This window comes from Devosia sp. (genome assembly GCF_014860165.1).
Taxonomy (GTDB): domain Bacteria; phylum Pseudomonadota; class Alphaproteobacteria; order Rhizobiales; family Devosiaceae; genus Devosia.
The window spans coordinates 84,871-107,906 of sequence record NZ_JACZKG010000071.1 but is presented as its reverse complement, the minus strand read 5'-3'; the positions used below and the strand labels follow the sequence as shown (position 1 = coordinate 107,906).

General features: G+C 63.7%; 23 protein-coding genes. 9 read left to right on the top strand and 14 right to left on the bottom strand.

Features of this window, described 5'->3' with window-relative positions; all coding sequences use genetic code 11:
* Nucleotides 1-584 precede the first annotated feature (584 nt).
* The gene (locus IH615_RS17825) at nt 585-2,054 is read right to left on the bottom strand and encodes a hypothetical protein (RefSeq protein ID WP_291363980.1); all 1,470 of its coding nucleotides are present in this window, start codon (nt 2,052-2,054) and stop codon (nt 585-587) included.
* A 492-nt stretch (nt 2,055-2,546) separates the two neighbouring features.
* On the opposite strand from IH615_RS17825, the gene IH615_RS17820 reads away from it, so the two are divergent.
* The 3 genes from IH615_RS17820 (at nt 2,547) to IH615_RS17810 (ending at nt 6,143) form a co-directional block, all read left to right on the top strand.
* Complete coding sequence (locus tag IH615_RS17820) at nt 2,547-3,467, top strand: fatty acid desaturase (protein ID WP_291363978.1); 921 nt, start codon at nt 2,547-2,549, stop codon at nt 3,465-3,467.
* 56 nt (nt 3,468-3,523) lie between these two features.
* Complete coding sequence (locus IH615_RS17815) at nt 3,524-4,261, top strand: phenylalanine--tRNA ligase beta subunit-related protein (protein ID WP_291363976.1); 738 nt, start codon at nt 3,524-3,526, stop codon at nt 4,259-4,261.
* A 163-nt stretch (nt 4,262-4,424) separates the two neighbouring features.
* The gene (locus IH615_RS17810; RefSeq protein ID WP_291363974.1) at nt 4,425-6,143 is read left to right on the top strand and encodes a hypothetical protein; all 1,719 of its coding nucleotides are present in this window, start codon (nt 4,425-4,427) and stop codon (nt 6,141-6,143) included.
* Nucleotides 6,144-6,347: 204 nt separating this feature from the next.
* Here the strand turns inward: IH615_RS17810 and IH615_RS17805 are convergent, their stop codons facing one another.
* Nucleotides 6,348-8,195: a sigma-54-dependent Fis family transcriptional regulator gene (locus IH615_RS17805; protein WP_291363972.1), complete on the bottom strand. Its 1,848-nt coding sequence runs from the start codon at nt 8,193-8,195 to the stop codon at nt 6,348-6,350.
* 202 nt (nt 8,196-8,397) lie between these two features.
* Here IH615_RS17805 and adh point away from each other — a divergent pair, with 202 nt between their 5' ends.
* On the top strand, nt 8,398-9,918 hold the full coding sequence (gene adh, locus IH615_RS17800) for an aldehyde dehydrogenase (RefSeq protein WP_291363971.1): 1,521 nt from the start codon (nt 8,398-8,400) through the stop codon (nt 9,916-9,918).
* A 128-nt stretch (nt 9,919-10,046) separates the two neighbouring features.
* Here the strand turns inward: adh and IH615_RS17795 are convergent, their stop codons facing one another.
* The 4 genes from IH615_RS17795 to IH615_RS17780 form a co-directional block, all read right to left on the bottom strand.
* On the bottom strand, nt 10,047-10,433 hold the full coding sequence (locus IH615_RS17795; RefSeq protein ID WP_291363969.1) for a DUF302 domain-containing protein: 387 nt from the start codon (nt 10,431-10,433) through the stop codon (nt 10,047-10,049).
* Between the two features lie 85 nt (nt 10,434-10,518).
* Nucleotides 10,519-11,148, bottom strand: coding sequence for a peroxiredoxin (locus tag IH615_RS17790; RefSeq protein WP_291363967.1), 630 nt, complete (start codon nt 11,146-11,148; stop codon nt 10,519-10,521).
* An 80-nt stretch (nt 11,149-11,228) separates the two neighbouring features.
* The gene (locus tag IH615_RS17785) at nt 11,229-11,711 is read right to left on the bottom strand and encodes a cytochrome b/b6 domain-containing protein (RefSeq protein ID WP_291363965.1); all 483 of its coding nucleotides are present in this window, start codon (nt 11,709-11,711) and stop codon (nt 11,229-11,231) included.
* A 122-nt stretch (nt 11,712-11,833) separates the two neighbouring features.
* Nucleotides 11,834-12,169: a metalloregulator ArsR/SmtB family transcription factor gene (locus IH615_RS17780; RefSeq protein WP_291363963.1), complete on the bottom strand. Its 336-nt coding sequence runs from the start codon at nt 12,167-12,169 to the stop codon at nt 11,834-11,836.
* A 249-nt stretch (nt 12,170-12,418) separates the two neighbouring features.
* Here IH615_RS17780 and IH615_RS17775 point away from each other — a divergent pair, with 249 nt between their 5' ends.
* The 4 genes from IH615_RS17775 to IH615_RS17760 all read left to right on the top strand — a co-directional run bounded on the left by IH615_RS17775 (nt 12,419) and on the right by IH615_RS17760 (nt 16,324).
* Nucleotides 12,419-12,748, top strand: a complete 330-nt coding sequence (locus tag IH615_RS17775; RefSeq protein WP_291363961.1) for a TIGR01244 family sulfur transferase — start codon at nt 12,419-12,421, stop codon at nt 12,746-12,748.
* A gap of 121 nt (nt 12,749-12,869) precedes the next feature.
* Nucleotides 12,870-13,955: a pyridoxal-phosphate dependent enzyme gene (locus IH615_RS17770; RefSeq protein ID WP_291363959.1), complete on the top strand. Its 1,086-nt coding sequence runs from the start codon at nt 12,870-12,872 to the stop codon at nt 13,953-13,955.
* A 339-nt stretch (nt 13,956-14,294) separates the two neighbouring features.
* Nucleotides 14,295-14,957 carry a response regulator transcription factor gene (locus tag IH615_RS17765; RefSeq protein ID WP_291363957.1) on the top strand — a complete coding sequence of 221 codons (663 nt, stop codon included), beginning with the start codon at nt 14,295-14,297 and terminating at the stop codon, nt 14,955-14,957.
* A complete protein-coding gene (locus IH615_RS17760) occupies nt 14,954-16,324 on the top strand; it encodes a HAMP domain-containing sensor histidine kinase (RefSeq protein ID WP_291363954.1) in 1,371 nt (456 codons plus the stop codon). Before IH615_RS17765 ends, IH615_RS17760 begins: the two co-directional genes overlap by 4 nt.
* On the opposite strand, the gene IH615_RS17755 is transcribed toward IH615_RS17760, so the two are convergent.
* The 4 genes from IH615_RS17755 to IH615_RS17740 all read right to left on the bottom strand — a co-directional run bounded on the left by IH615_RS17755 (nt 16,321) and on the right by IH615_RS17740 (nt 18,798).
* Entirely contained in the window at nt 16,321-16,464 is a 144-nt protein-coding gene (locus IH615_RS17755) for a hypothetical protein (protein WP_291363952.1), read from the bottom strand. The two genes, IH615_RS17760 and IH615_RS17755, sit on opposite strands and share 4 nt — an antisense overlap.
* Before the next feature lie 6 nt (nt 16,465-16,470).
* Nucleotides 16,471-16,674, bottom strand: a complete 204-nt coding sequence (locus IH615_RS17750) for a hypothetical protein (protein WP_291363950.1) — start codon at nt 16,672-16,674, stop codon at nt 16,471-16,473.
* A gap of 173 nt (nt 16,675-16,847) precedes the next feature.
* On the bottom strand, nt 16,848-18,287 hold the full coding sequence (locus IH615_RS17745; protein WP_291363948.1) for a DUF6600 domain-containing protein: 1,440 nt from the start codon (nt 18,285-18,287) through the stop codon (nt 16,848-16,850).
* Nucleotides 18,288-18,354: 67 nt separating this feature from the next.
* Nucleotides 18,355-18,798, bottom strand: a complete 444-nt coding sequence (locus tag IH615_RS17740; protein ID WP_291363946.1) for a DUF1236 domain-containing protein — start codon at nt 18,796-18,798, stop codon at nt 18,355-18,357.
* 253 nt (nt 18,799-19,051) lie between these two features.
* On the opposite strand from IH615_RS17740, the gene IH615_RS17735 reads away from it, so the two are divergent.
* The gene (locus IH615_RS17735; protein WP_291363944.1) at nt 19,052-19,570 is read left to right on the top strand and encodes a hypothetical protein; all 519 of its coding nucleotides are present in this window, start codon (nt 19,052-19,054) and stop codon (nt 19,568-19,570) included.
* Nucleotides 19,571-19,622: 52 nt separating this feature from the next.
* Here the strand turns inward: IH615_RS17735 and IH615_RS17730 are convergent, their stop codons facing one another.
* The 4 genes from IH615_RS17730 to IH615_RS17715 are packed head-to-tail and all read right to left on the bottom strand — an operon-like array spanning nt 19,623 to nt 23,023.
* On the bottom strand, nt 19,623-20,396 hold the full coding sequence (locus IH615_RS17730; RefSeq protein WP_291363942.1) for an exodeoxyribonuclease III: 774 nt from the start codon (nt 20,394-20,396) through the stop codon (nt 19,623-19,625).
* The gene (locus tag IH615_RS17725; protein ID WP_291363939.1) at nt 20,393-21,037 is read right to left on the bottom strand and encodes an alpha/beta family hydrolase; all 645 of its coding nucleotides are present in this window, start codon (nt 21,035-21,037) and stop codon (nt 20,393-20,395) included. The genes IH615_RS17730 and IH615_RS17725 overlap by 4 nt, the downstream gene beginning before the upstream one ends.
* Nucleotides 21,038-21,040: 3 nt before the next feature.
* Complete coding sequence (locus tag IH615_RS17720; protein WP_291363938.1) at nt 21,041-22,117, bottom strand: tetratricopeptide repeat protein; 1,077 nt, start codon at nt 22,115-22,117, stop codon at nt 21,041-21,043.
* Nucleotides 22,118-22,120: 3 nt separating this feature from the next.
* A complete protein-coding gene (locus IH615_RS17715) occupies nt 22,121-23,023 on the bottom strand; it encodes a Ku protein (RefSeq protein WP_291363936.1) in 903 nt (300 codons plus the stop codon).
* Nucleotides 23,024-23,036 lie beyond the last annotated feature (13 nt).

Below are 23,036 nucleotides of genomic sequence, written 5' to 3'. Positions count from 1 at the left end.
ACGCAGAAGTAAGCATGCCAACCTGATCGAGGCGCTAGTGCGCCAGGAAGGTTTGTAGGGTCGTCCAGTTGCAGACTGCCATCTGACAAGCGGTGACCGAGACCTTTCTCAGAGCAGATCCGTGCTTCTCAAGTGACGCCGAGGTCAGCTCAAAAAGGACGCAAGGGCCAGAGCGGCCGCGGCGCCGACGGCAATGCCGAGGATGGCCGCAAACCAAACGCGGTAGCCTGAGAGATACATCGCGACCAGATGTGATAGGTTCGAGAAATTCCGGCACCAGCGGCAACAGCACGTTGCGCCCGAAGCCATCCCTTTCGACAATCTACCCGTGACAATCACCCCCGTCATTCCGCCCGTTCCCGCTCTGCACGCTGGTAGAGACCATTACCGGCAGGGAAATTCGCTTTTCGAGATGAAGTTCGACGGGCGATCCGCCTCTATTGATGTCGCCCTTGGTAGCCAACCTAGGCCTATGTTTGAGATGGCCGCCTGATCGGGACAACGGCGACTTTCCGCCGCTTCACCTCTGTCAAACTGCTGGATGGATACCTCACGCATGCCCGAGCGCGAATCCGAGGCGATCCCTATTCTTGGGAGACGAGGGGCGCGAACCTCAAGCTGTTCCAGAAGCTGAACGGTGTCCCCTCGCCGTTGACGAACTTGGGCTTGTTCGGTGTGCCCAGCTCGGAGATGGCTTTTTCGACGTGATGCCGCTCCAAGGCTGCGTGATCGCCATCGGGTTCGCTGATGCGGAAGCTCGCAGGGACCTCCCACTTGGGGCTGTTGTTGGTCAAAGCGGCGATGCGGGAAGCGACATGCCGGGCGTCAAGCTTGAAGCGGTCGCCGTAGCCCGGGAGCGTCTTCTCGACCTCCGCATCGGCCAGCAGGTCCTCCTCCAGCTTGTCTAGAGACACGGGGCGGGCGGTCAGGTCGGTCGACTTGTTGATCGTGGTCGCCCGCAGCGCCAGGCACGAGACCAGGTGGCGACGCTGGTAGGTCGCTGACATCACGACGCCTCCAAATACGTACTCGAAGCTCTCCACGGCGTTCCAGGCAACTGCGATCACCTTAAGCGCGCTCAGAGGCAACTGCTGCAACGGATGGTCCGGATGCCTGAGCCGCTGACCGCCGACGAAGCAGACTCCGTCGTCCAAAGGCAGGACCTCGCCCAGGCTGATCCGATGCTGGGCGCCCATCGATGGCTGCGTGTAGACATGGACAAAACCGAAGGAGTGCTTGTTGCGTGCCTGCGCCTCCTTGCTCCGCTGGTTGGGCGGCTTGATCGCGATGAACGATTTGATGAGTTCGGTCGGGTTCTCGAAGCGTGGACGGTAGCAAATGAAATGAGCGCAGCCGTCGACCGGCGAGGCGTAATGGTCGACGAAGTTCTCCAGCAGCGGAACTTTCTCGCTCTTGAAGGTGTACTCGACATTTATAGAAGGATGGGCGACGCCGGCCTTCGGCGCCTTTCCCGGCGCTTCGAGCCGTGCCAGGACTTCCTCGCGAAGCCTCTCGGGAAGATCGCGCTCGCAATCGGGGGTGGCGAACTCGAGGAACGACACGTCGAATCCCGGCCTGGAATCGGGTTCGCCCTCGTCGGGTTCCGCGTTGCTGTAGTAGTCGTGTTCGAAAAGATCGACGATCAGCAGGACGATGGTGGCGTAGAAGCGAGGGTCCCTGCTGCCCTGCCGCCTCGTGGAGAAGTTCGCGAATGCCTCCAGGTCGGATTCCGCTATGGACTGCGACAGGACCGGTTTGAGGGCGGGATATCGTGCCACGTACCGCTCCAGCTCTCGTTCGAGCTGGACCCACTGCTTCTGCAGGCGTTTGGAGGTTGTACCGCGTCTATGCTCCCCCATGGCAGTGGCGAGATGGTTGAGGTGCCTTCCGACCGGGGCGAAACGGAGCGGGTAGGTGCCGCTGCTCCGCTTTCCATCGTTCTTGATGACGTCGTTCATCTCGAGCAGGAGCGTGCGAACGCTTGCGCCATCGTCGTTCGCGACAGCGCCGACGAGTGTCTCGGCAAGCGTAGCTTTCCCAATTGAGCCAGTCATTTCGGAACCCCCGCCGGAAACTCTAGCGGGACTTTCCGGCACTTGTCATCTTCAATGTAAGTGCCGTGGATTATTTCCAGCGAATTGCAACTCCAGCGGAAACTCGTGTCCGCAGGGATTTCGGCGTGTCTTCGAGAGTGAGAGCGATTCCGGAGATCGCAGGTAGGTAGGCAAGCCGGACTGCCGCCGGCCAGCCAAATGCTTCAAAGCACCATTGACCGGGCAAAATGGGCCGGCCCGGGACCATCGACTTTCCATTTCACAGCAGGGGTCCTGCTGGGGGAGGATCGGGTTAATAAAATGCCGGCGGAGCCTCACGACAACCGCCGGCCGAAGTAGGATCGCCAGAGGCAACCCCTAACACCTCGTCTTTGGCATGGACGGCCCCGCGAGTCAAAGGCCGCCCGAAATCCTCCTTTGGAAAAGCCCGCTCGGCATTCGTGAGGCCGCCGAGCCAACGCCGGGCCGAACAGGCCCTTGGAGGAAAGTCAAATGACGATCGCTGCTGAAAGGCGGCGTGAGCGCGGCTATGCCCGCGCCCGCCAACCGCAACTGAATGCCGAGCTCGCCAAGCTCGACCGTACCAATGCCCTGGTGAGCGTCGCTCACGCGGGCGTCTACCTCGCACAACTCTGGTTTGTTCCGCTCACCGTATGGTGGTTGGCCGCCCAGGGATGGTCCTTCTATCCCCTCGCGGTGCTTACTGGCGGGCTTGCTCTGCTGTGGCAGGCGAGCCGGTTGAGGGCCCTCGAGAACCTCGTCCACGATGGCGCGCACCTCAATTGGTCCCGCCGGAACAAACCGCTCAACGACGTGCTCGTCGACATCTTGGTCGGCGCGCCGGTAATGCAGGTGGTCCAGCTCTACCGTGCTGCCCACGGCTTCCATCACGGCGGGTTCGGCAGCGTGCTCGACCCGTGCATGAAGCGCGCCGTCATGAAGGGGGAGATCACCCGAGGCAACCCTCTTTTCGTCCGCGTCGGGGCAGCCTTGGGAATCCTGCCCGAGCTGGCCTTCGAGTACTACCGCTCCCAGTTCACGGGGACCAAGCAAGGTCCGCTGCGGTTCGTGCTTTGGCACCTCCTGCTGGTCCTGGTGCCCTATTCGCTGCTGCTGGGTGCACCTGCCGCTGCGCTGCTGTGGATCACCTTCTGGGGCATCCCCTTCATCGTCGTGCTGCCCCTGGTGCGTGCCTTGGCGGAGTCGGAGGAGCACGACTACGACAAGGAGGGCGGTGAGCTCCAGGCGACGTTCACCAACGACGGTCCGATCTGGCGCACTTTCGTCCACCCGGCGGGCGATGCATGGCATGCGGCCCATCATGTCCGCATGACCGTGCCGGCCTGGAAGGTCAAACGTCTCCATCGCGTCCTCGCGCAGCACATGCCCGAATACCGCGCGACGCTGGACTGAACGCTGGCGGGCCGCCGGTTGGGTGGCCCGCCGATCACTGCAAACAGGAGGAAAGAATGACAAATCCAGTCGAAACCCATGTCGCAGCCGAAGTCGTCGGGACCGCTCCGTCGCTTCGCGTATTCGGCATGGTCGCCGCAAATCTGCCGAACCACGTCGACGAAGCTGCCCTGTCCGAGATACGGGAGGCAGCCCTGGCGTCGCTGCGCTCGCTCGGCGCCGAGAGCGATAAGCTCTCCGAGATCGAGCCGTTCGCCTCGTGGCGGAAGGTGTTCGGCGCCATGGGGCTGCAACCCTCCAAGTACCGCTCGAGTATCGAGGCACTGGTTCGCCGGGCGCTCAAGGGATCCCTGCCGTCCACTGGTGTGCCGGTGGTCGATATCTACAATGCGGCCTCCACCCGCTTCCTGACGCCCATGGGCGGCTACGATCTGGCAAAGCTGCAGGGGCGTATCGATCTCCGGCCTGTTCGGGAGGGCGACGCATTCGATCCGCTCGGAGGCGATGCCAGCGCCTTCCCGTTGACTGGGCGCGTGCTGGTCTACGCGGATGCCCAGCGCATCATCTGCTACGGTCTCAACCATCGAGACAGCAAGCAGACCTGCATCGAGCCCGTCACCACGGACGCGGTATTCTTCGCCGAAAGTCTCGATCGATCTTCCCCGGCTGCGGCCCGCGCTTCGCTTCGCTGGCTATCGACCGAGCTGGAGGGATTGGGGGCCTTGTGCGGTACCATCTTCGAAGCGACGCCGCACGCCACTCAGGGCGCGGAAAGCTGGGACGAAACCGTCTAGCCGAGGGCTCGACGTCTCGGGCGGCGCCAGCGGTGCCGCCCTGTCTGTCAAACCCGTTCCTGGTCTTGTCGATGATCGCCGCACGCTGCTGAACAGCGAGGAGCCGGGAGCGGGCCACCAGCTTCGACCCCATCCCCGACAATCTTCTTGGAGCTCGTTCGCTATGGAGGATAAGCATTTCTTGGGGGGACATCGAGACATGCTCGGCGCGCGACAGGACCTGCAACGGCGAAAAGCCCTCAAGAAGCTGCACGAACTGGAGGCCATGCTGGCCCTGAGCGATGATCGCGCCTTTCTCCAGCTCGCCTGGGCGGTCAACATCCTGCAGTCCGACTTCGGCGTGAAAGTGGATCGCTTCCTGCGCTTCCCGGCAAGGGCGGCAACCGACGACATGGCGTCCGACCTGGCCGTTCACAAGTGGGATATCGAGGCACTCATCACCCTTCTGCTGACCACGCCGAAGAAGGAATTCGCGCCAGGGGAGCCGCGTCGGTCGCTCCTGACCGACAGGTTCGACACCATGGCGGTGGCGGTCAATCTGCTGCGCGACACTGAGAATCATCAGGCCGGTGCATATCTCGGCGACGGCACCATCCTGCTCGAGATGTCACGCATCGCCCATCGCCAATTCGGTTGGCAGCGCGGGTTCGCCACGACGGAGCGACTGTACCGGTTCCTCTATGTCTACGGCCAAGGCGCCTGTGCGGAGTACTTCTCCGAGCTCAACGGATTGTCGATAGCCGACTTCGTCACCGTGGGTTTCTACCTGTTCACCCAACTCCATCATGCGCCATGGTCGCGACCGGTCGCGATCGAGAAGCTGGGCATCGACGTCCCCTTGGTCGAACGAGCGCTGCCGCTCTTCTCCATGGACGTCGAGGGCATGCGGCGGGAAACGAGGACGTTGATCGATCGCCTGCAAGGGCGGGCGGCGCAGCGCGTGGCCTACCTGCCGAGTGCGTTGCGGCGCTTCCCCATTATCCGGGATCCGCGAACCGACAGCTACATGTCGCCCCTGCCGCAGCTGATCATGTTCCGGATGACCGCGGGTCTCTACTACGATATCGCCTCCGGTCCGCAGAAGCTGATGACCGAGGCGAACGATCGTTTCGAGGCCTATACGAGGAAGCTGGTGGGGGCCTACTTCCCGCGCTTCGACGTCCATCCCAGCCAGGCCTACGGCACTCGCAAGTTCCCGCTCAACTCCCCGGACGTCCTGATCCAGGACGGCGACAGTATCGTTGCCGTGATCGAATGCAAGGCCACGAAGCTCACCTATGACGCCCAGTTCGCCGACGACCCGATGCAGGCCGCCAAGAACGCCTACGCCCAGCTGATCAAAGGCGTGGCGCAGCTGTGGCGCTTCTTCTCCCAGGTCCGCCGCGGCATCTATCGTGGCCCACCGGTGTCGCCCACGGCGCGCGCAGTGCTGCTGACGATGGATTCCTGGATGGAGATGGCAGGCGGCATGCGGCGCGATGCGGTAGCCGCGGCGAGGGCCCTGGTCGAGGGCGAGCCCGAGGTGACCGAGGAGGACATGCGTCCCGTCGTCTTCTGCTCGATGCAGGATCTGGCAGATGTCATGATCGTCTCAAGCGAAGATCAGTTCCTTTCCACACTCGATAATGCCGTCGTCCCCGCGTACGAAGGCTGGAACTTTCGCGAGGTCCACCGGGACAGCGCCGGACCTCAGAACGAGAAGGCCTTTCCCTTCGATGTTGCCGAATTGGCGCCGTCCTGGAAGCTGCTAAGAGCCGATAGGCCTGACCGACTGGGAGTTCTTGCAGGATCGCGCGACCATTGCGCGGGGAGTGGAGCAACCAATGGTGAAGTAAAGCGCGCGCTCCTGTTTCCATCGGTTGCCACGGATACAGTCCGGTGATACAGGAATTGTGATTGACGCGACGGGAAACCCCAGCATTTCCGGGCTTTTTTGGAGCCGGCGGTAGAGTCCATCTCTCTCCGCCACTTTCTAATCCATTGAAATTGCAAGTGTTGAGTCCGGGCGGAGCCGGTCACAGCATCCTGCTTTTTCGCCCAGCCAGAAACAGGCTAGTCAGAGCACCGGTTGAGCCGCCGCGCCTTTCTAGGGTCGAACGTCCTTCCACACGAGGCGGCGATAAAGGGTGGAGCGGTCAATGCCCAGCGCCCGGGCCGCGGCGGACAGGTTGCCCTTGTGTTGCTCGACCGCCCGCCGCATGGCCATGTCCGTCAATGAACCCAGGTCGCCATCGATGGCGGCGGCCGGCGCGCGGGTTGGGTGCGTGGCGCGTGGGAGAGCCGAGAGCGTAATCGGCTCGTCAGGATCATGCAGAGCTGCGATGGCCCTCAGGCAGCCGACCAACTCCCGGAAATTTCCCGGCCAATGATGAGCCGCCAACTGGTCGCGTATCGCGGGGGGCAGGGGAGCATGCCGTTCCGCAAACTGGGACCATAGCGTCTCGACCAACTCGCGTCGGTCCGGCATGTCTGCCAGCGATGGCAAGGCGATGGTGTATTGGGCGATGCGGAAATAGAGATCGGCGCGGAAAGTGCCGGCATCGACCATGGCCTTGAGATCGCGATTGGTGGCGCAGATGGGCACGAAATCCGCTTTTTGGGGACTGCCCCCGCCAAGGGGCGCGACTTCCTTGTCCTGCAGCACGCGGAGCAAGCGGGATTGCAGCAGCAGCGGCATGTCGCCGATTTCGTCGAGAAAGAGGATGCCGCCTTCGGCTTGCTGCACCAGACCCTTTGCGCCGGACTTCTTGGCGCCGGTGAAAGCGCCCGCTTCATAGCCGAACAGTTCGGCCTCGATCAGGGATTCGGGGAGGGCGGCGCAGTTGATGGCGATGAAGGGCTTGCCGGCACGGATGGTCTGGGCGTGAAGGTGACGGGCAAAGACTTCCTTGCCAGCGCCGGTTTCACCGGCGATCAGCAGTGGAATCTGGGCGTTGATAAGGCGGATTGCCTTGGCAAGATCTGCGCGCGTCTGTTGGGTGAAAAATGGTGCGGCCCGGGTCGCCCTGGTGACCCGGGGCAGGGTGCCGGTTACATGCTGTGGGGTGGAGCGGGGTTGCGACACCGCCGCGAAATAGCGCTCGCCGTTGCGGGCGCGCAGTTCGCCACCATCAATGGCAAGGCCTGCGCCTTCGAAGATCTCCTCCCGGGTGGATTGACGCAACGCCTTGCGGTCAAGCCCGACGAGATGAAGGGCACGGCGATTGCCGGCGACGAGCCTGGCCCCGTCAAAGACAAGAATGCCCTCGCGAGCCGTGCCCAGCAGATCGCGGGAGCGGTGAAAGCGGACGACCGTCATCTCGTCGAAGCCGCGATTGAAGAAGCGATGCTCGATCTGCTCGACGGCGAGGCGAACCAGACCCAAAGCGTGGGTGTGCTCGGCCGAGGCGTGGCCGGACATATCAAGGACGCCGGCCAGCTTGCCATAGGGATCAAAGATTGGGCTTGCGGCACAGTGGAGGATGCCGTGCGGCTCGAAGAAGTGTTCGGCGCCATGCACCTCAATGGCGCGGCGCTCGGCCAGGGCGGTGCCGATAGCGTTTGTGCCGGTGACTGTCTCGGACCAGGCAACGCCGGGGCGAAGGGCAACCGTTGCCGCCTGTCCGGCGAATTCAGGGCTACCGGCAGTATCGAGCACCAGCCCCTTGGCGTCGGTGAGGATGACCACGCTATCGGTGAGCTTGGCTTCCGTACGCAGGGAGACGAGCTCGGAGCGGGAGAGCAGGCGAAGCGTTTCGTTCTGCTCGTGCAGGGCCCGCAGTTCGGAGCCGGTCATCGGCTCGGCGCGGATGGCGCTGCCGGCATCGAGCCCCTGCTCGGCGCAACGTTGCCATGAGCGCAGGATGGGCGCCGGGACGAGGCCCTCGGGGAGCGCGGCTCCGGAGAAGAATTTTTCGCGAGCTGTCGCGAGGGCCGCTTCGGACGCGATGTTCACTGCAGTTCCTCCCAGTTGTGGCAGTTTGCAACAGGTGTTGCACCGGCCATCGCTTCTGGTTGTGGCAAAGTGTTGCATCTGAAAATCCGATCCGTCCAGAGAAATGCGGTCCACCAATACTTCCGGTTTTTGATCAACGGCTTAGCCCTTTCTGGCATGGCGGTTGCAACGAGAAGGGCATCCAATAACAAGGGAGGATGCCATGAACAAACCGGAATTCGTCGGCCAGCGGACCAAGTCTCCGTTCAAGGCCAAATATGGCAACTACATCGGCGGACGATGGGTGGACGCGGTGGACGGGGAGACCTTTGAGAACACCTCGCCGGTTACAGGCCAGGTGATCTGCGAGGTGGCACGGTCCAAGGCCGCGGATGTCGAAAGGGCGCTGGACGCGGCGCACAAGGCGGCGCCGGACTGGGGTAAGACCTCGGTGGCGCAGCGTGCGGTGATGCTCAACAAAATCGCCGACCGGATGGAGGAGCATCTGGACGAGATCGCCCTGGCCGAGACCTGGGACAATGGCAAGCCGATCCGCGAGACGATGGCGGCCGACATTCCGCTGGCCATCGACCATTTCCGCTATTTCGCCGGGGCGATCCGGGCGCAGGAGGGCGGGATTTCAGAGATCGACAACGATACGGTGGCCTATCATTTCCATGAACCGCTCGGCGTCGTCGGACAGATCATTCCGTGGAATTTTCCCATCCTGATGGCGGTGTGGAAGCTGGCGCCGGCCTTGGCGGCTGGTAATGCCGTGGTGCTCAAGCCAGCCGAGCAGACGCCGGCCTCGATCCTGTTTCTAATGGAGCTGATCGAGGACATCCTGCCACCCGGCGTGCTCAATATCGTCAATGGCTTCGGCCTCGAAGCGGGCAAGCCGCTGGCCAGCTCGAACCGGATCGCCAAAATCGCCTTTACCGGCGAGACGTCGACGGGCCGGCTGATCATGCAATATGCCAGCCAGAACCTGATCCCGGTGACGCTGGAACTGGGCGGAAAGTCGCCCAACATCTTCTTTGCCGACGTACTGGCCGAAGATGATGACTTCTTCGACAAAGCGCTCGAAGGCTTTGCAATGTTCGCGCTCAACCAGGGCGAGGTCTGCACCTGCCCCAGCCGCGCCCTGATCCAGGAGTCGGTCTATGACCGGTTCATGGAGCGGGCGATCAAGCGGGTGGAAGCGATCAAGCAGGGTTCGCCCTTCGAGATGAGCACCATGATCGGGGCGCAGGCCTCAAGCGAGCAGCTCGAAAAGATCCTGAGCTATCTCGATATCGGCAAACAGGAAGGCGCCAAGGTGTTGACCGGCGGGGAGCGCAACAATCTCGAAGGCGAGTTGGCGGGCGGCTACTACGTCAAACCAACGGTCTTTGAGGGCCACAACAAGATGCGCATCTTCCAGGAGGAAATCTTCGGCCCGGTCGTGTCGGTCACCACCTTCAAGGATGATGCCCAGGCTCTCGAAATTGCCAATGACACGCTCTATGGGCTGGGTGCCGGGGTGTGGACCCGGGATGCCAACCGGGCCTATCGGTTCGGCCGCGGCATCCAGGCCGGCCGCGTCTGGACCAACTGCTACCATGCCTATCCGGCGCATGCGGCCTTCGGCGGCTACAAGCAGTCCGGTATCGGTCGCGAAAATCACCGCATGATGCTCGACCACTACCAGCAGACCAAGAACATGCTCGTGAGTTACTCCCCCAAGAAGCTGGGCTTCTTCTAGGCTGGGCTGTCGATGTCAGGCGAGGGCCGCCCGTGGCCGCCCTCGCCGCACCAGTTCATTCCGGCGGGTGAGCATAAGCGCTGTAAGTCATGCCCAGGCGGCGTTGGCGGACGCCCGGCAAGGGACGTCTAGACCGCGTTAATGGCCTCGCTGAGCAGGTCCTGGACCTTGCTCGCGACGGCCTTAAGCGCATCATTGTCGATGGCGGTCATGGACGCCACCGGATCAATGGCGCTGACTTCAATGACGCCACCTTCCAGCTCTCGCACGATCACGTTGCAGGGCAGCATCGCGCCAGCGCGGGGCTCCAGTTTGAGTGCCTGATAAGCCATCCCCGGGTTGCAGGCGCCCAGGATCACGTAGGCGGGGATATCGGCGTCCAGCCTGGCCTTCATGGTTTTCTGCATGTCGATCTCGGTGAGCACACCGAAGCCTTTCGTGGCGAGCACCTGTTTGGTGCGCGCCACGGCGTCCTCGAACGTGATGCCCCGCAGCTGCTTGTCGAAAGTGTACATGCCGGTCTCCTTGATTGGTTCAATGCGGTGCGGCCACGCGTCCTCCCCAAAAAGTCAAAAGGGTCAGGGCGCAGCCGCTCTCGTCTCAGGTCAAGCTGGTGAGCCGGAGGTATGGACGTGGCGCCTCCCAGCCCTGCGGAAAGTTCTCCCTGGCCATGTCGTCGGTGACCGAGAGAGGGATGATGACCCTGTCGCCCGGGCGCCAGTCTGCCGGCATCGCCACTTTCCTCGCATCCGCTAACTGCAATGCGTCGATGACCCGGAGGATCTCGTCAAAGTTGCGCCCGACATTCATCGGGTAGGTGAGGGTGAGGCGGACCTTCTTGTTCGGGTCGATGATGAACACCGAGCGGACCGCCTCGGTGGCGCTCTGCAAGGGGTGGATCATATCGTAGAGCCTGGCCACTTCGAGCTTGGCATCGGCGAGGATGGGGAACGCGACCGTGGTGTGCTGGGTCGCGTTGACGTCGTCGATCCACTTGAGATGTTCGGCGGCGGTGTCGGTCGAGAGCCCCAGCGGCTTGGTATTGCGTTTGGCGAATTCGCCGGCCAGTTGGGCTGTCCGGCCCATTTCAGTGGTGCAGACCGGCGTGAAATCGGCCGGATGGCTGAAGAAGAACACCCAGGAATCGCCCGCCCATTGATGAAAGCTGATCGGGCCCTTCGAGGAGTCGATGCTGAAATCTGGCGCGACGTCGCCGATGTGAAGTGACATGGTCTTGGTTCCTTTGCGTTCGAAAAGTCGCGCGAAATGGGCCAGCGGGACAGGAGTGGTCGCGACCTTGCTGCCTATGGCTACGCTCTGCCGACCATCCGCTTCAGCACGTCGGTCCTGAACCAGAAGTGCTGGGCAAGCGCGGCCAGCACATGCAGCGCGACGAGCAGGATCAGCAGCTTTTCGGCGATGGAGTGTGCCTGGGCGGCCGGGCTGATGCCGAGTATCCAGGCGGCAGCGCCCGATAGCGGCATGCCGATCAGCAGCGCATAAAACAGGATGTGCGTGCCGGAGGCCACGAGCTTGAGGACGGGGTGCTCACTGGCCGGAAGTGCAGGTACACCGCGCGTAAGGCGAAGCACGAGGCGCCAGATGGCAAGCGCGAGGATGAGGAATCCGACGGCGACATGGACGTTTGGCGTCGCGACGTTCGGTAGCGTGCCATCCATCCGGCCGGTCCAGAGACGCACAATTTCGTCATGCATGACGATCTGAAATAGAACGAGCAGGACGATGATCCAGTGCAGGGCAATCTGGGTCCTGGAGTAGGTCGACGGTGCCATCGGGGCATTCTCCAATTTCGGTGCGCCTGGTTCGTGCAGGCGATGCTATAGACGCTCGCCCATGCCGCACTTGACGGGGATCAATGCGCGACTGACAAACTCGGTGGGGAGCGCTGCGGTGCTCATGCATCCTCCCCGTTTGCACCGGATGGCAGGGCTGCGGCATTGTCCTTGGCGCAATAAATCCCGTGCAGGGTAAAGAGCAGCTGGCCCACCTCTTGGGAGGCCAGCCGGTAGCGGATCGACTGACCAGTGCGACGGGCCGAAACCAGCCGCAGCGCGCGCAGCTTGGACAGATGCTGCGACAGTGGCGACTGCGCCAGATCGACGCGTGCCGACAACTCACCCACACTCAGCTCCGCGTCGATCAGATGACACAGGATCAGCAGCCGCTTCGGGTTGGCCATCGCTGCGAGCAGCTCGGCGGCATCGGTGGCACGGGGTTCCAGATCGATCATTTTCATATTGACACATTAGAATGTACGAATGTATATGTCAATGGAGAGTTGGGCGTCGGGAAATTGCCGCGACACGGGTGGGAGACCACCGTCGCCGACGAGATCGAGCATGCCCAAAACCGATCATCCGTCCTTGCAAGTCCAAATGCAGGCCGGACAACCCCCAGGGATGAGGCTGGCAAGACCTCCTCAAGTCCCCGAAAACGGATTGTGACCATGTGGCCCTTTAGCAGCACGAAAGCCAACAAGATGAACTACCGCTCAATCGATGCCGATTTCGCCGTCGCCGGCCAGGTCCGGCCCGACCAGATCGAGGCGCTGGCCGCCGCCGGCTTCAAGACTATCGTCTGTGCCCGCCCCGACAACGAGGAACCAGGCCAGCCGAGCTTCCGGCAGATTGCCGCCGAGGCCGAGAAACTCGGCATCAAGTCCGTGCATATCCCGATTTCAGGCGGTATCTCGGACAGCGCCGTCAAGTCGATGAAGAAGGCCCTCGCGGGCCTGCCCAAGCCAATGTACGGCTATTGCCGCTCGGGCGCCCGCGCTGGCTCGCTCTACGGCGCTGCTCTCAGGCCCTGAACGGCGGGGCGGCTTCAGCGCCCTGGCGGTTGTCGCCAGGGCACGTTTCCCCGCTTTCTCCCGCGCGCTTTGGCTGTAGGATGGCGCATCCGGCGCGGTCCGGCAGCAAGGGAGACGGGATATGCAGGCTTCAGGCACGCGAACCACCAAGGGACGGGGCAGACTGTTCGAGAGCATTGTCGAGACCGTGGGCGACACTCCGGCAATCCGCGTCAACAATCTGAGCGTCCCGGGCGTCACGATCTATGTGAAAGCCGAGTTCTTCAATCCGGCCGGATCGGTCAAGGACCGGCTGGCCCTCAACATCATCGAGACGGCCGAGCGCAGCGGTGCGCTCAAGCCCGGGCAGACGGTGGTGGAGGCCACCAGCGGCAATACCGGCATTGGCCTGGCCATGGTCTGCGCGCAAAAGGGCTATCCGCTGGTCGTCACCATGGCGGACAGCTTTTCCATCGAGCGCCGCAAGCTGATGCGCATGTTCGGCGCCAAGGTGGTGCTGACACCGCGGGCCCAGAAGGGTCTGGGCATGTATAACAAGGCGGTCGAACTGGCCGAGGCCAATGGTTGGTTCCTGGCGCGACAGTTCGAAACCAGCGCCAATGCCGATATCCACGAGGCCACCACGGCGCGCGAAATCATCAATGACTTTGCCGGTTCGCGGCTCGACTATGTGGTGACCGGCTATGGTACCGGCGGCACCGTGACGGGCCTGTCGCGCGTGCTGCGCCGCGAGCGGCCCGAAACCAGGATCGTCCTCAGCGAACCGGCCAATGCGCAATTGCTGGGCAGCGGCCAGGCGCAGGAACGCGGCCCCGAGGGTGCGCCGACCGTCAGCCATCCTGCCTTCACGCCGCATCCGATCCAGGGCTGGACGCCCGACTTCATTCCCCTGGTGCTGCAGGAGGCGGTCGATGCCAAGGGCTATGACGAACTGGTCCCGGTCGCTGGTCCCGATGGCGTGGCCTGGGCCAAGCGCCTGGCGCAGAAGGAAGGCATCCTGACGGGCATTTCCGGCGGCGCCACCTTCGCGGTTGCCCATCAGGTGGCCGAGCGGGCCGCGCCGGGTTCGGTGATCCTCTGCATGCTGCCCGATACCGGCGAGCGCTACATGACGACGCCGCTGTTCGAAGCGATCGAGGCGGAGATGGACGCCGAGGAGATGGCGCTGTCGCTGTCCACTCCCGGTTACCAGCTACCGCCAGCCTAGGCTGGGTGAGGCCCGGGCGGCACGACACGGGTATGCTTGTGCGGCTGGGCGTAGTGACGGCATCGACAACGCGGGGGGCGGTTGTTGCCGATGCCGGTCACACAGGCACTGACGATCGGGAACGGCATGGGATCTCGGACGTCAATAAACGCATCATAGCAGGGGCCGCGTGAGGGAACCGTGACGGCCCCTGTCAGCGTTCTGTAAGCAAGGGAGGGCTATTCAGGGGCATCAAGAAGCGTCGCCGGGTCCAGCGTTTGGGTCGCGATGCCGGCCCGCCGCAAGAGGCGGTCCGCAGTATCGCGGCGTCCGGTCGGGCCCTAATATGGAGCAGGTGCGATGCGGGTGCTGATTGCGGAAGACGATAACCGGATTGCCGAGACGCTTGAGGCATCGCTGAGCAAGGCCGGATTCGGGGTGGAGCGGGAGCGGGACGGGGAGATTGCCTGGTTCCGTGGCGACACCGAAGCCTTCGACGCGATCGTGCTCGACCTGGGCCTGCCGCAAATCGATGGCCTGACCATCCTCAAGCGCTGGCGCAGCGCCGGGCGGACGACGCCGGTGCTGATCCTGACGGCCCGTGGGCAGTGGGAAGAACGCGTCGACGGGATCGAGGCCGGTGCCGATGACTATGTCGTCAAACCCTTTCATGTGCAGGAAATCGTGGCCCGCCTGCGGGCCCTGGTCCGGCGGGCCAATGGCCTGGCCACCTCGCGCATTCCCTTTGGCAAATATGTCCTGGATCTGCGCACCATGGAGGTCACTGCCGATGGCGTGCCCATGGACCTCACGCCACAGGAGTTCAAGCTGATCTCCTACCTGGTGCATCGGCGGGGGCAGGTGATTTCCCAGCTCGAGATAACCGAGCACATCTATAATCAGGACTACGAGCGCGATTCCAATGCCGTGGAAGTGCTGGTGGCCCGCGTGCGCAAGCGGCTCGGCCCGGATGTGATCAAGACCCGCCGCGGCTTCGGCTATGCCCTGGGTGACGGGTTTTGACCCTGCATTCTCTGCGCCTGCGCATGATGGGGCTGGCGGTTATCTGGGTGGTGGCGTCCCTGATCGCAGCGGGCCTGGCCCTGCAATACCTGTTCAGCATCAATATCGAACGGACGAGCCGCGAGAACATGGAGGCGGCTTTGTCGCGCCTCGCGGCGGTTATCGTTCCCACCACGGCGACGCCCAGCCTCAGCGTGCCCCTGCCCGATCCGCGCTATGCCACCCCGTTTGGCGGACGATATTGGCAGATCGAGGCACTCGACAATGGCGAGATTGCGCGCTCAAGGTCGCTCTGGGATTTTGTCATCGAGGCGCCACTCGGCGACACTGTCACCCATTACGAGATTGGCCCCGACAACCAGCATCTGATCCTGCTGACCCGCCGGCTCGAGATTGAAGGCGAGGACGGCTCCCGCGCCTATCGGGTGACGGTGGGAGAAGATCACGGCCCACTGCACGAGGCCACACTGCGCTTCGGCCGCGACGTAACGCAGGTGCTGCTGCTGCTGGGCGGGCTCATCATTCTGGCCGCCTGGTTGCAGATCAAGCTAGGCCTGGCGCCAATCGGGCGCATCAAACGGGCGATCGAGGCTGTGCGCCGTGGCGATTCCGCCCGGCTCGAGGGCCGATTTCCCTCCGAGCTCAACCCGCTGGTGCAGGAGGTCAATGGCCTGCTGGAAGCCCGCGAGACGATGATGGATCGGGCTCGGGCGCGGGCCGCGGACCTGGCCCATGGTCTCAAGACGCCGCTGGCGGCGGTGCATGGCATTGCCGACCGAATCCGGGAAAAAGGCGGGCAAGCCGATGCCGACCTGCTGCAGGATCTCACCTTCGAAATGTCGGAACGCATCGATTACCAGCTGCGGCTGGCCGCGCTGCGGGTGCGGACGTCGTCACACGCGGCCAGATCCTCGCTCAATACGGCGGTGATCCGCACGCTCACGGTGCTCAAGAAAACCGGGCGGGGCGAGGGGCTGCACTGGACTGCCGAACTCACCGATGACTGCTGGGTCGACATTCACCGGCAGGACCTGATGGAGCTGGTCGGCGTGACGCTGGAGAATGCAGCAAAGTGGGCGTCGAGCCGGGTTACGGTGCGGACGTCCTGCGAGGGTGATCAGGCTGTGATCGAGGTCTGCGACGATGGGCCGGGTATTCCCGAGGCGCAGTTGCAGTCGCTGGGGGTGCGCGGGCGGCGGCTCGACCAGTCCCTGCCCGGTTCCGGCCTGGGACTGGCGATCGCCGCCGAAATTCTCGATATCAACCGCGGCAGCATGGGCTTCAGCCGGGCGCAGATCGGTGGGTTGATCGTCACACTCCGCCTGCCTTTGGCCGGCGGAGCCGTGACGAGCGGCGATGAGGGCTAGCTTTGCGGCTCGCTGTGATCGAGAGCCAGATGAGCCAGAACCTCAGCGGCATCACTGCCGTTGTAGGTGCTGGCAATCAGCCCCGCCGCAGCGGCGCAGCAGGCCGAGATGAAGGTGACGATCAGCACGAGCGTAATCATGGTCGTTTACTGGGTGACGGTGACATTGGGCAGGTCGACGTTGACCGCATCGCCATTGCTGGAAATGCCGCCACTGGCCAGCCAGAGGATCAGCAGTACCGCCACCACGGCGGCGACAATCCAGCCGACGATGGCAAATGGGTTGCCGCCACCGACAACGACAGTCTCGCTCGGCGCACGTTCGATAATGGTTTCGCGTTCAATTGGCATAGTCGCCTCCATCTGATTTGCCGGAACAATGCGCGGGTGCGGCATTGGTTGCCTAAGTGACTGATCTTTAAGGTTTAAAAATGCCTCTGGGCAATGTTATCGCCCTGTAAGGTTTGTCCGGGCGGGGCCGAGCCGAATGCAGATGGGGCGGCCATAAGGCCGCCCACTTTGACTTATTGCTGGGCCGGCTGCTCGCCGGGCAGCGGCGGACACTTTCCATCCACCATCAGCTCTGGCGGGCAGGGCGGCTTCTTGGCCGGCGCTGCGTCTTCGGCAGCAGGTTCGGCCTCAGGGGCAGCCTCCGCTTCGACGGCCGCATCGGCCTCGGACGTCGCTTCGGCATCTGCAGCCGGGGCGGCGTCAGGCGCAGGAGCGGCTTCTTGTGCCGGGGCCTCGGCAGGAGCCGGAGCGGGTTCCTCCACCACCGGTTCAGCTGGTGCCTGCTGCTCGGCTTCGTCGGCCAGGGGCGGGCACTTGCCGTCCACCATCACCTCGGGTGCGCAGAGCAGCTCGTCGCCCGCGGGCTGTTCGGGTGCAGCCTCGTCAGCGGCGGCCGGTTCGGTCGCAGCAGGTTGGTCGGCCTCGGTTGCAGCGTTGGCGTCGGCATCGGCTGCCGGTTCTGCCTCACCCGCCGTGGCGGGAGCCGGTTCGGCCGGCGCATCGTCCGCTGGTGGTGCTTCGCCGGCGGGAGCCGCCTCGCCAGGCTCGGTCGCCGGCACGGTCTCGGCTTCGGCAGCTATTTCGGCTGTTGCGCCGGCCGTGCCACCCTCGGCCTCGATGGTCGCTGCAGCCTCGGTTTCCGCGACGGCTTCAGGGGGAGCCACTTCCTCGGTCGGCTCGGCAACGTCCTGGTCAAAGATGAGAACGGCCTGAGCGTCGACATTCACAGACTGGGCCGCCGGATCGGGGGCGGCTTCGGGCTGGTAGGCGATCACCTGCTGGCCGGTCGCTTGTTCGATATAGTTGACCTCGATCACATTGTTGATGACGAGATCACCCTCGACCACGACCGGTCCGAGGAACTGGGTCTGCGCAAAATAGTCCGGCTGCTGGCTGCCGAGGACGATGCTGACCGAAAGGTCGGGCTCGATGAAGCGCTCGGTCGGCACGAAGACCCAATAGCCTTCGGGCAGGTCGCGCCGCGAAACCTCGATCGAGACGGCATAGCCGTCCCCCTCCGGCGGGAGCGGTGCCCAGCCCACGACGGTGTCGCTGCGCCGCCAGCTGACCCAGGCTGGTGCCCATTTGGTGCCCGGCACCCAGCACCAGCCAAGTGCGGGGTCCGCGAACCAGCGGCCATAGTGATAGGTGGCCCAGGCAAAGGGCTCATCGGAGGCGAAGTACCAGCCGCGCCCCTCGATGTAGAGCCAGCGGCCCTGACTATAGGGGCGCCAGCTGGCGTCGACGCCGGTGGGGCAGAAGACGTGATTGTACCTGGCATGCCTCACCCAGACGCCATGCGGTTCAAGCTGGTCGAAGAACAGCTGGAAGCTGATACTGGCGGTCTGGGCCTGCGCGGCCACCGTACCGAGCGGCAAGCCTGGCGACAGCGCCGCTACAGGCAGACAGAGTGTGGCGAGTGCCACGCCGGTGAGAAGTCGGGACTTTAACATGGCGTTCCTCATGACGGTTGGCCCCCGCAAAAGCCGCGGCGGCCCGCAAGGACCGCCGCGTGAAGGATCAGTCGGCTTCGGCAGCCACGACCACGCCGGGGGAATAGACCACCGTGCGGTCGCTCAGGTTGACGAAGTAGACGCGGTCATTGGTGTAGAAGTAGCCGTGGGTCGCATCGCCCTCGATGGGGTGCAGTTCGATCTCGGCCGGCACGGCGAAGCCGACGTCGATGTCGCCTTCGATCACGACGGGCTCGGTTGGATTGAGACGCACATATTCAACCGAAGACGCCTCGACGCCCGCCGATGCGCCGATCGTGGCGCCGGTGAACCCGCCGATGACTGCGCCGATGGGTCCAAAGATGAGGCCGCCAACCACCGCGCCGGTGGCACCGCCGGCCGTTCCGCCCACCACAGCGCCCGCTTGGGCGTCGGTATCGGCGGTCTGGGCATGGGCGATCGGTGCGCCCAGCAGGGCAATGGCAGAAACACAAATGAGCAGCTTTTTCATGCTGGTTCTCCTCGTTGTATTGGCGAGGACTCAAATGATCGATTCGGCAGCTTGTTCCGCTAGCGCCTATTTTTTCTTTACATTTCAATATGATAACTGGCGACGTCAGCATTCTGTAATGCCGTCGGGCTGGCTCGCCAGATGAACCGCGCCTAAACGAGGGGTTCACGCCAGCGTGAAATGGCCCCGGCTATTAGCAGCCTCATCAAGACCAACGCATCCCCGACGGGGTGCCCCAGATGAGGAAATTATTATGACCAAGACCCTTTCACTGACCATCTCATTCGCCGCCGCCATCCTGTCCATGGCTGCCGCCACGGCGCCCAGCCAGGCCGCTACCCGCCTGATGAGCAGTTCGCTCGAAGGCTTCCAATATCGCTGCGAGAACCATGGCGGCAGCTTCGGCCTCGATGGTGCCCTGGCCAGCTGCCAGACCCCCTCGGTTCCGGTGGCCTGCGAATATTTCGAGGACCGCCAGGCGATCTGCGCCTGGCCGGGCATCGAGCGCCAGATCGACGTGATCCGCGTTATCGGCAGCCTGCCTGCCGGCTATGAGCCCAGCAGCAGCGGCGGGAACCAGGGCAATGGTGGCGGCAATGGTGGCAATGGCGGCGGTGGTATCCAGGGCCCCAAGGACATCAAGGATGCCCCCAACAATCCCGATCCCAAGCCGAACTTCGACGGCCCCGATGATTTCCAGATGGCACCCGACAACAATCCAGACCCGAAGCCCAACTTCGACGGTCCCAAGGACCTGCAGATGGCCCCATAAGGCCTGCATTCTGATCATGGTGGAGGCCCGGCAGCAGCCGGGCCTCTTTCGTCTAGGCGCGCAGCTCGATCCAGGCCGGGGCATGGTCGCTGGCGCCATCCCGGCCGCGCACCTCGCGATCGACCCCGGCGGCCACCAGCTTGCGGGCCAATGACTTGCTCAGCAGCAGGTGGTCGATGCGCAGCCCGGCGTCACGCGGCCAGCGGTTCCGCATATAGTCCCAGAAGGTATAGACGGTCTCGTTGGGATGCTGCTTGCGGATGGCGTCAGTCCAGCCTTGTGCCAGCAGTTGCCCGAACAGCGCCCGGCTCTCCGGCTGCACCAGCGCGTTATCGCGATAGGATGTGGTCTGGTAGATGTCGCGCGGCCCGGGGACGATATTGTAGTCCCCCACCAGGGCGACCGGCAGGCCGGTGTCCCACAGGCCCTGGGCATGGGCCAGGAAGCGCTCCATCCAGGCCAGTTTGTAGCTGAATTTCGGCCCCGGCTGCGGGTTGCCATTGGGGGCATAGAGACAGGCCACCAGCACACCATTGACCGCGGCTTCGATATAGCGGGCCTGCTTGTCATCGGCATCCCCCGGCAGTTCCGACTGGGTCAGCACCGGCTCGCTGCCGCGGGCCAGGATGGCGACGCCGTTCCAGCTCGATTCCCCGCGCCACACCGCGCCATAGCCGGCATCGGCCAGTGCGCTGGCGGGGAACTGGCGGTCGGTGGCCTTGAGTTCCTGCAGGCACACCACGTCGGGCGCGGCATCGGCAAGCCACTCCATCAGGTTGGGCAGGCGCTTGTTGATGCCGTTGATATTGTAGGTGGCGATCTTCACGGCGCGATGGACTTGATCCAGGCGTCGATGCTGCTGGCGATGGTCTGGAGATGATCGCCGGTCGAGAAACCCGACAAAGCCTTGCGCGGCTTGAGGTCATGGTCGCCGTCTTCAAGGAACTGCACCCTGATGGCTGGTGACAGCGTGTAGGTGGCGATCTCCTCGGGCGAGCCGAATTCGTCGCGGGTGCCGTGGAAGATCAAGGTCGGCGTCCTGAGCTCGGCGAGATGGGCGGTGCGCAGCGTTTCGGGCTTACCGGGCGGATGGAAGGGATAGCCGAGGCATACCAGCCCCGCGATGCGGCCGGCATCGAACAGCGCATCGGCCACCATGCTGGCGACGCGGCCGCCCATGGATTTGCCGCCGATCAGCAGCGGACCATTGGTGGGCCCCAGGTCATCCACCGCGACGATGAATTCGGGCATCACCTTGTCGGCGCGCGGCGGCGGCCTCCTGCCGACTTCGGTCCGGCGGCCGGCCATATAGCCGAATTCGAACCGGGCCACGCGAAAACCCTGAGCCGCAAGGGCCTTGGCTGTGGCATTCATCGAGGCCGAATCCATCGGCGCGCCGGCGCCATGCGCCAGGAGGATGGTGACGCGCGCATCTTCAGGGCCGTCGAACAGGAAGCTGGTGGGCATGGACTATCCGACCTTGTTGAGCATCCGATTGGCCAGCCCGACACCAGCGCGGGCACGGCGGGCCCAGTCCGAGCTGCCGTCGAGCTCCAGATAGCGCAGCCACCATCCGCGCGCCGCCGCCAGGTCGTGCGCGTCATATTCGAGCGCGGCGAGGTTGTAGATGGCGTCGGCATAGCTGGGGTCGAGCGCCACGGCCTGACCCAGATGCCAACGTGCGGCGTCGATGCGGCCCATGTCGCGCAATATGCCGCCATGGTTGAACCAGGCTTCGACAAAATCAGGGTCGCGCTTGATCGCGGTAATGTAGGCCGTCGCGGCCTCGCCGAGATTGCCAAGCGCCCGCAGGCAGTTGCCGAAATTGAAGGCGGCCACGGCGTCGGTGGGGTCGATCGCTGCACAATGCTCGTAAAGTGTTGCGGCTTCAGCGAAAAGTTCAGTCGCCTCGGCGGCTTCGGCCAGCCCGAAATAGTCCTCGGCGTCTTCCTCGATCTCAGGCAGCGGCAACAAGCGCTGGCCATCGAGTTCGGCGAGGGAGTGCGCATCCCTGGCGACGATGCGGGCCGGGCCTTCCGATTGGAGGGTCAAGGCGGTGAGCGAGCCGACCGGACCGATCTGGTGCACGGCCTTGGCAATGGCGCTCCAGCTGGCGCCTGACGCCACCAGCCCGGCGTATTTTTTCGCGAGGATCACGTCGCGGAAGGAGAAGGGCTCGGCATGGTGTTCGAAGGCGTCGAACAGTGCCAGCAGGTCCAGCGTGTCGCCATCGAGGCGGGACTGGTCGAGCATGGACTGGCGGGTGATGTTGGCGGTGGCGACCGGGGGCAGGGTGCGGAGGAGGCGCAGGAAGCCGTTTTCGCTCAACAGGGGGATGTTGCTTGCCCGGGCTTTGCCGCAAGCCTGCTCGATGAATTCTTGCGATTTGCTGGCAAGCAGCTTGCGGCCCAGCACAACGGCGGTGGTACCGCGGGTCATGTTGCGGTGCAGCCGCCCACCGAGCGCCTGGACGCGGCGGGTGGCGAGGCGGAGCGGGAAGGCCTGCAGGGCGCCGATGACGCCGTAGCTCTCCCCGCCTGCTCGCATGGTTTAGGCCTTCTTCTTTGCTGCCGCCTTTGGTGCTGCCGCCTTGGATGCTTCCAATGCGGCCTTGAGCGATGCCTTCGCGGCGGATTCCTTGGGTGCGGCCGGTGCCTTGGCCTTGCTGGGGGCGGCCGGCTTGGCCTCGCCCAGGCTGGCCTTGAGCGCATCCATCAGGTTGATGACATTACCGCGTTCGGGCGCCGCTGCAATGATCGGTTTATGGCCCTTGAGCTTTTCCTTGATCATCGACATCAGCGCCACTTCGTAGCGGTCTTCATAGGCCTTGGGGTCGAAATGGGTGACCTTCTGCTCGATCAGCTTCTGCGCCAGGTCGAGCATTTCCGGCTCCGGATTGCCGACCGGAATATTGCCAAAATATTCCGCGGTTCCGCGCACCTCGTTGGGATTGCGCAGCGTGGTGACGAACATGCCGTTGTCGCGGGCGCCGATGGTGACGACGCGCTCGCGGCTTGAGAGCACCAGGCGGGCGATGGCGACCTTGCCGGATTTGCGCATGGCTTCGCGCAGCACGACGAAGGTTTCCTCCGCCATGGCGCCATCGGGGGCCAGGTAATAAGGGGCGTCCTGGTAGATCACATCCACTTCGCTCTCATCGACAAAGGCTTCGATATTGAGCGTGTGGTTGGATTCGATGCGGACGGCCTCGAGGTCAGAATCCTCGATGATGATATACTGCTTGTCTTCGTATTCGTAGCCGCGCACCAGGTCGCTTCGTTCGACTAGGCCCAGTTCGGGATCGACCGGCTTCATGTTGATGCGGTTATGCGTGTCCTTGTGCAGCTGGTTGAAGCTGATGCGTTCCGACGTCGATGTGGCCGGGAACATCTTGACCGCGCAGCTCACCAGGCTCAGCCGGATGTGGCCCTTCCAACTTGCTCTGGGTGCCATTGTCGCCTCCTAC

Excerpts from the sequence above, each read along its gene's own strand:
- IH615_RS17825 (WP_291363980.1), bottom strand. The coding sequence starts at position 2,054 with ATGACTGGCTCAATTGGGAAAGCTACGCTTGCCGAGACACTCGTCGGC.
- IH615_RS17820 (WP_291363978.1), top strand. The coding sequence starts at position 2,547 with ATGACGATCGCTGCTGAAAGGCGGCGTGAGCGCGGCTATGCCCGCGCC.
- IH615_RS17815 (WP_291363976.1), top strand. The coding sequence starts at position 3,524 with ATGACAAATCCAGTCGAAACCCATGTCGCAGCCGAAGTCGTCGGGACC.
- IH615_RS17810 (WP_291363974.1), top strand. The coding sequence starts at position 4,425 with ATGGAGGATAAGCATTTCTTGGGGGGACATCGAGACATGCTCGGCGCG.
- adh (WP_291363971.1), top strand. The coding sequence starts at position 8,398 with ATGAACAAACCGGAATTCGTCGGCCAGCGGACCAAGTCTCCGTTCAAG.
- IH615_RS17795 (WP_291363969.1), bottom strand. The coding sequence starts at position 10,433 with ATGTACACTTTCGACAAGCAGCTGCGGGGCATCACGTTCGAGGACGCC.
- IH615_RS17790 (WP_291363967.1), bottom strand. The coding sequence starts at position 11,148 with ATGTCACTTCACATCGGCGACGTCGCGCCAGATTTCAGCATCGACTCC.
- IH615_RS17785 (WP_291363965.1), bottom strand. The coding sequence starts at position 11,711 with ATGGCACCGTCGACCTACTCCAGGACCCAGATTGCCCTGCACTGGATC.
- IH615_RS17780 (WP_291363963.1), bottom strand. The coding sequence starts at position 12,169 with ATGATCGATCTGGAACCCCGTGCCACCGATGCCGCCGAGCTGCTCGCA.
- IH615_RS17775 (WP_291363961.1), top strand. The coding sequence starts at position 12,419 with ATGAACTACCGCTCAATCGATGCCGATTTCGCCGTCGCCGGCCAGGTC.
- IH615_RS17770 (WP_291363959.1), top strand. The coding sequence starts at position 12,870 with ATGCAGGCTTCAGGCACGCGAACCACCAAGGGACGGGGCAGACTGTTC.
- IH615_RS17765 (WP_291363957.1), top strand. The coding sequence starts at position 14,295 with ATGCGGGTGCTGATTGCGGAAGACGATAACCGGATTGCCGAGACGCTT.
- IH615_RS17755 (WP_291363952.1), bottom strand. The coding sequence starts at position 16,464 with ATGATTACGCTCGTGCTGATCGTCACCTTCATCTCGGCCTGCTGCGCC.
- IH615_RS17750 (WP_291363950.1), bottom strand. The coding sequence starts at position 16,674 with ATGCCAATTGAACGCGAAACCATTATCGAACGTGCGCCGAGCGAGACT.
- IH615_RS17745 (WP_291363948.1), bottom strand. The coding sequence starts at position 18,287 with ATGTTAAAGTCCCGACTTCTCACCGGCGTGGCACTCGCCACACTCTGT.
- IH615_RS17740 (WP_291363946.1), bottom strand. The coding sequence starts at position 18,798 with ATGAAAAAGCTGCTCATTTGTGTTTCTGCCATTGCCCTGCTGGGCGCA.
- IH615_RS17735 (WP_291363944.1), top strand. The coding sequence starts at position 19,052 with ATGACCAAGACCCTTTCACTGACCATCTCATTCGCCGCCGCCATCCTG.
- IH615_RS17725 (WP_291363939.1), bottom strand. The coding sequence starts at position 21,037 with ATGCCCACCAGCTTCCTGTTCGACGGCCCTGAAGATGCGCGCGTCACC.
- IH615_RS17720 (WP_291363938.1), bottom strand. The coding sequence starts at position 22,117 with ATGCGAGCAGGCGGGGAGAGCTACGGCGTCATCGGCGCCCTGCAGGCC.
- IH615_RS17715 (WP_291363936.1), bottom strand. The coding sequence starts at position 23,023 with ATGGCACCCAGAGCAAGTTGGAAGGGCCACATCCGGCTGAGCCTGGTG.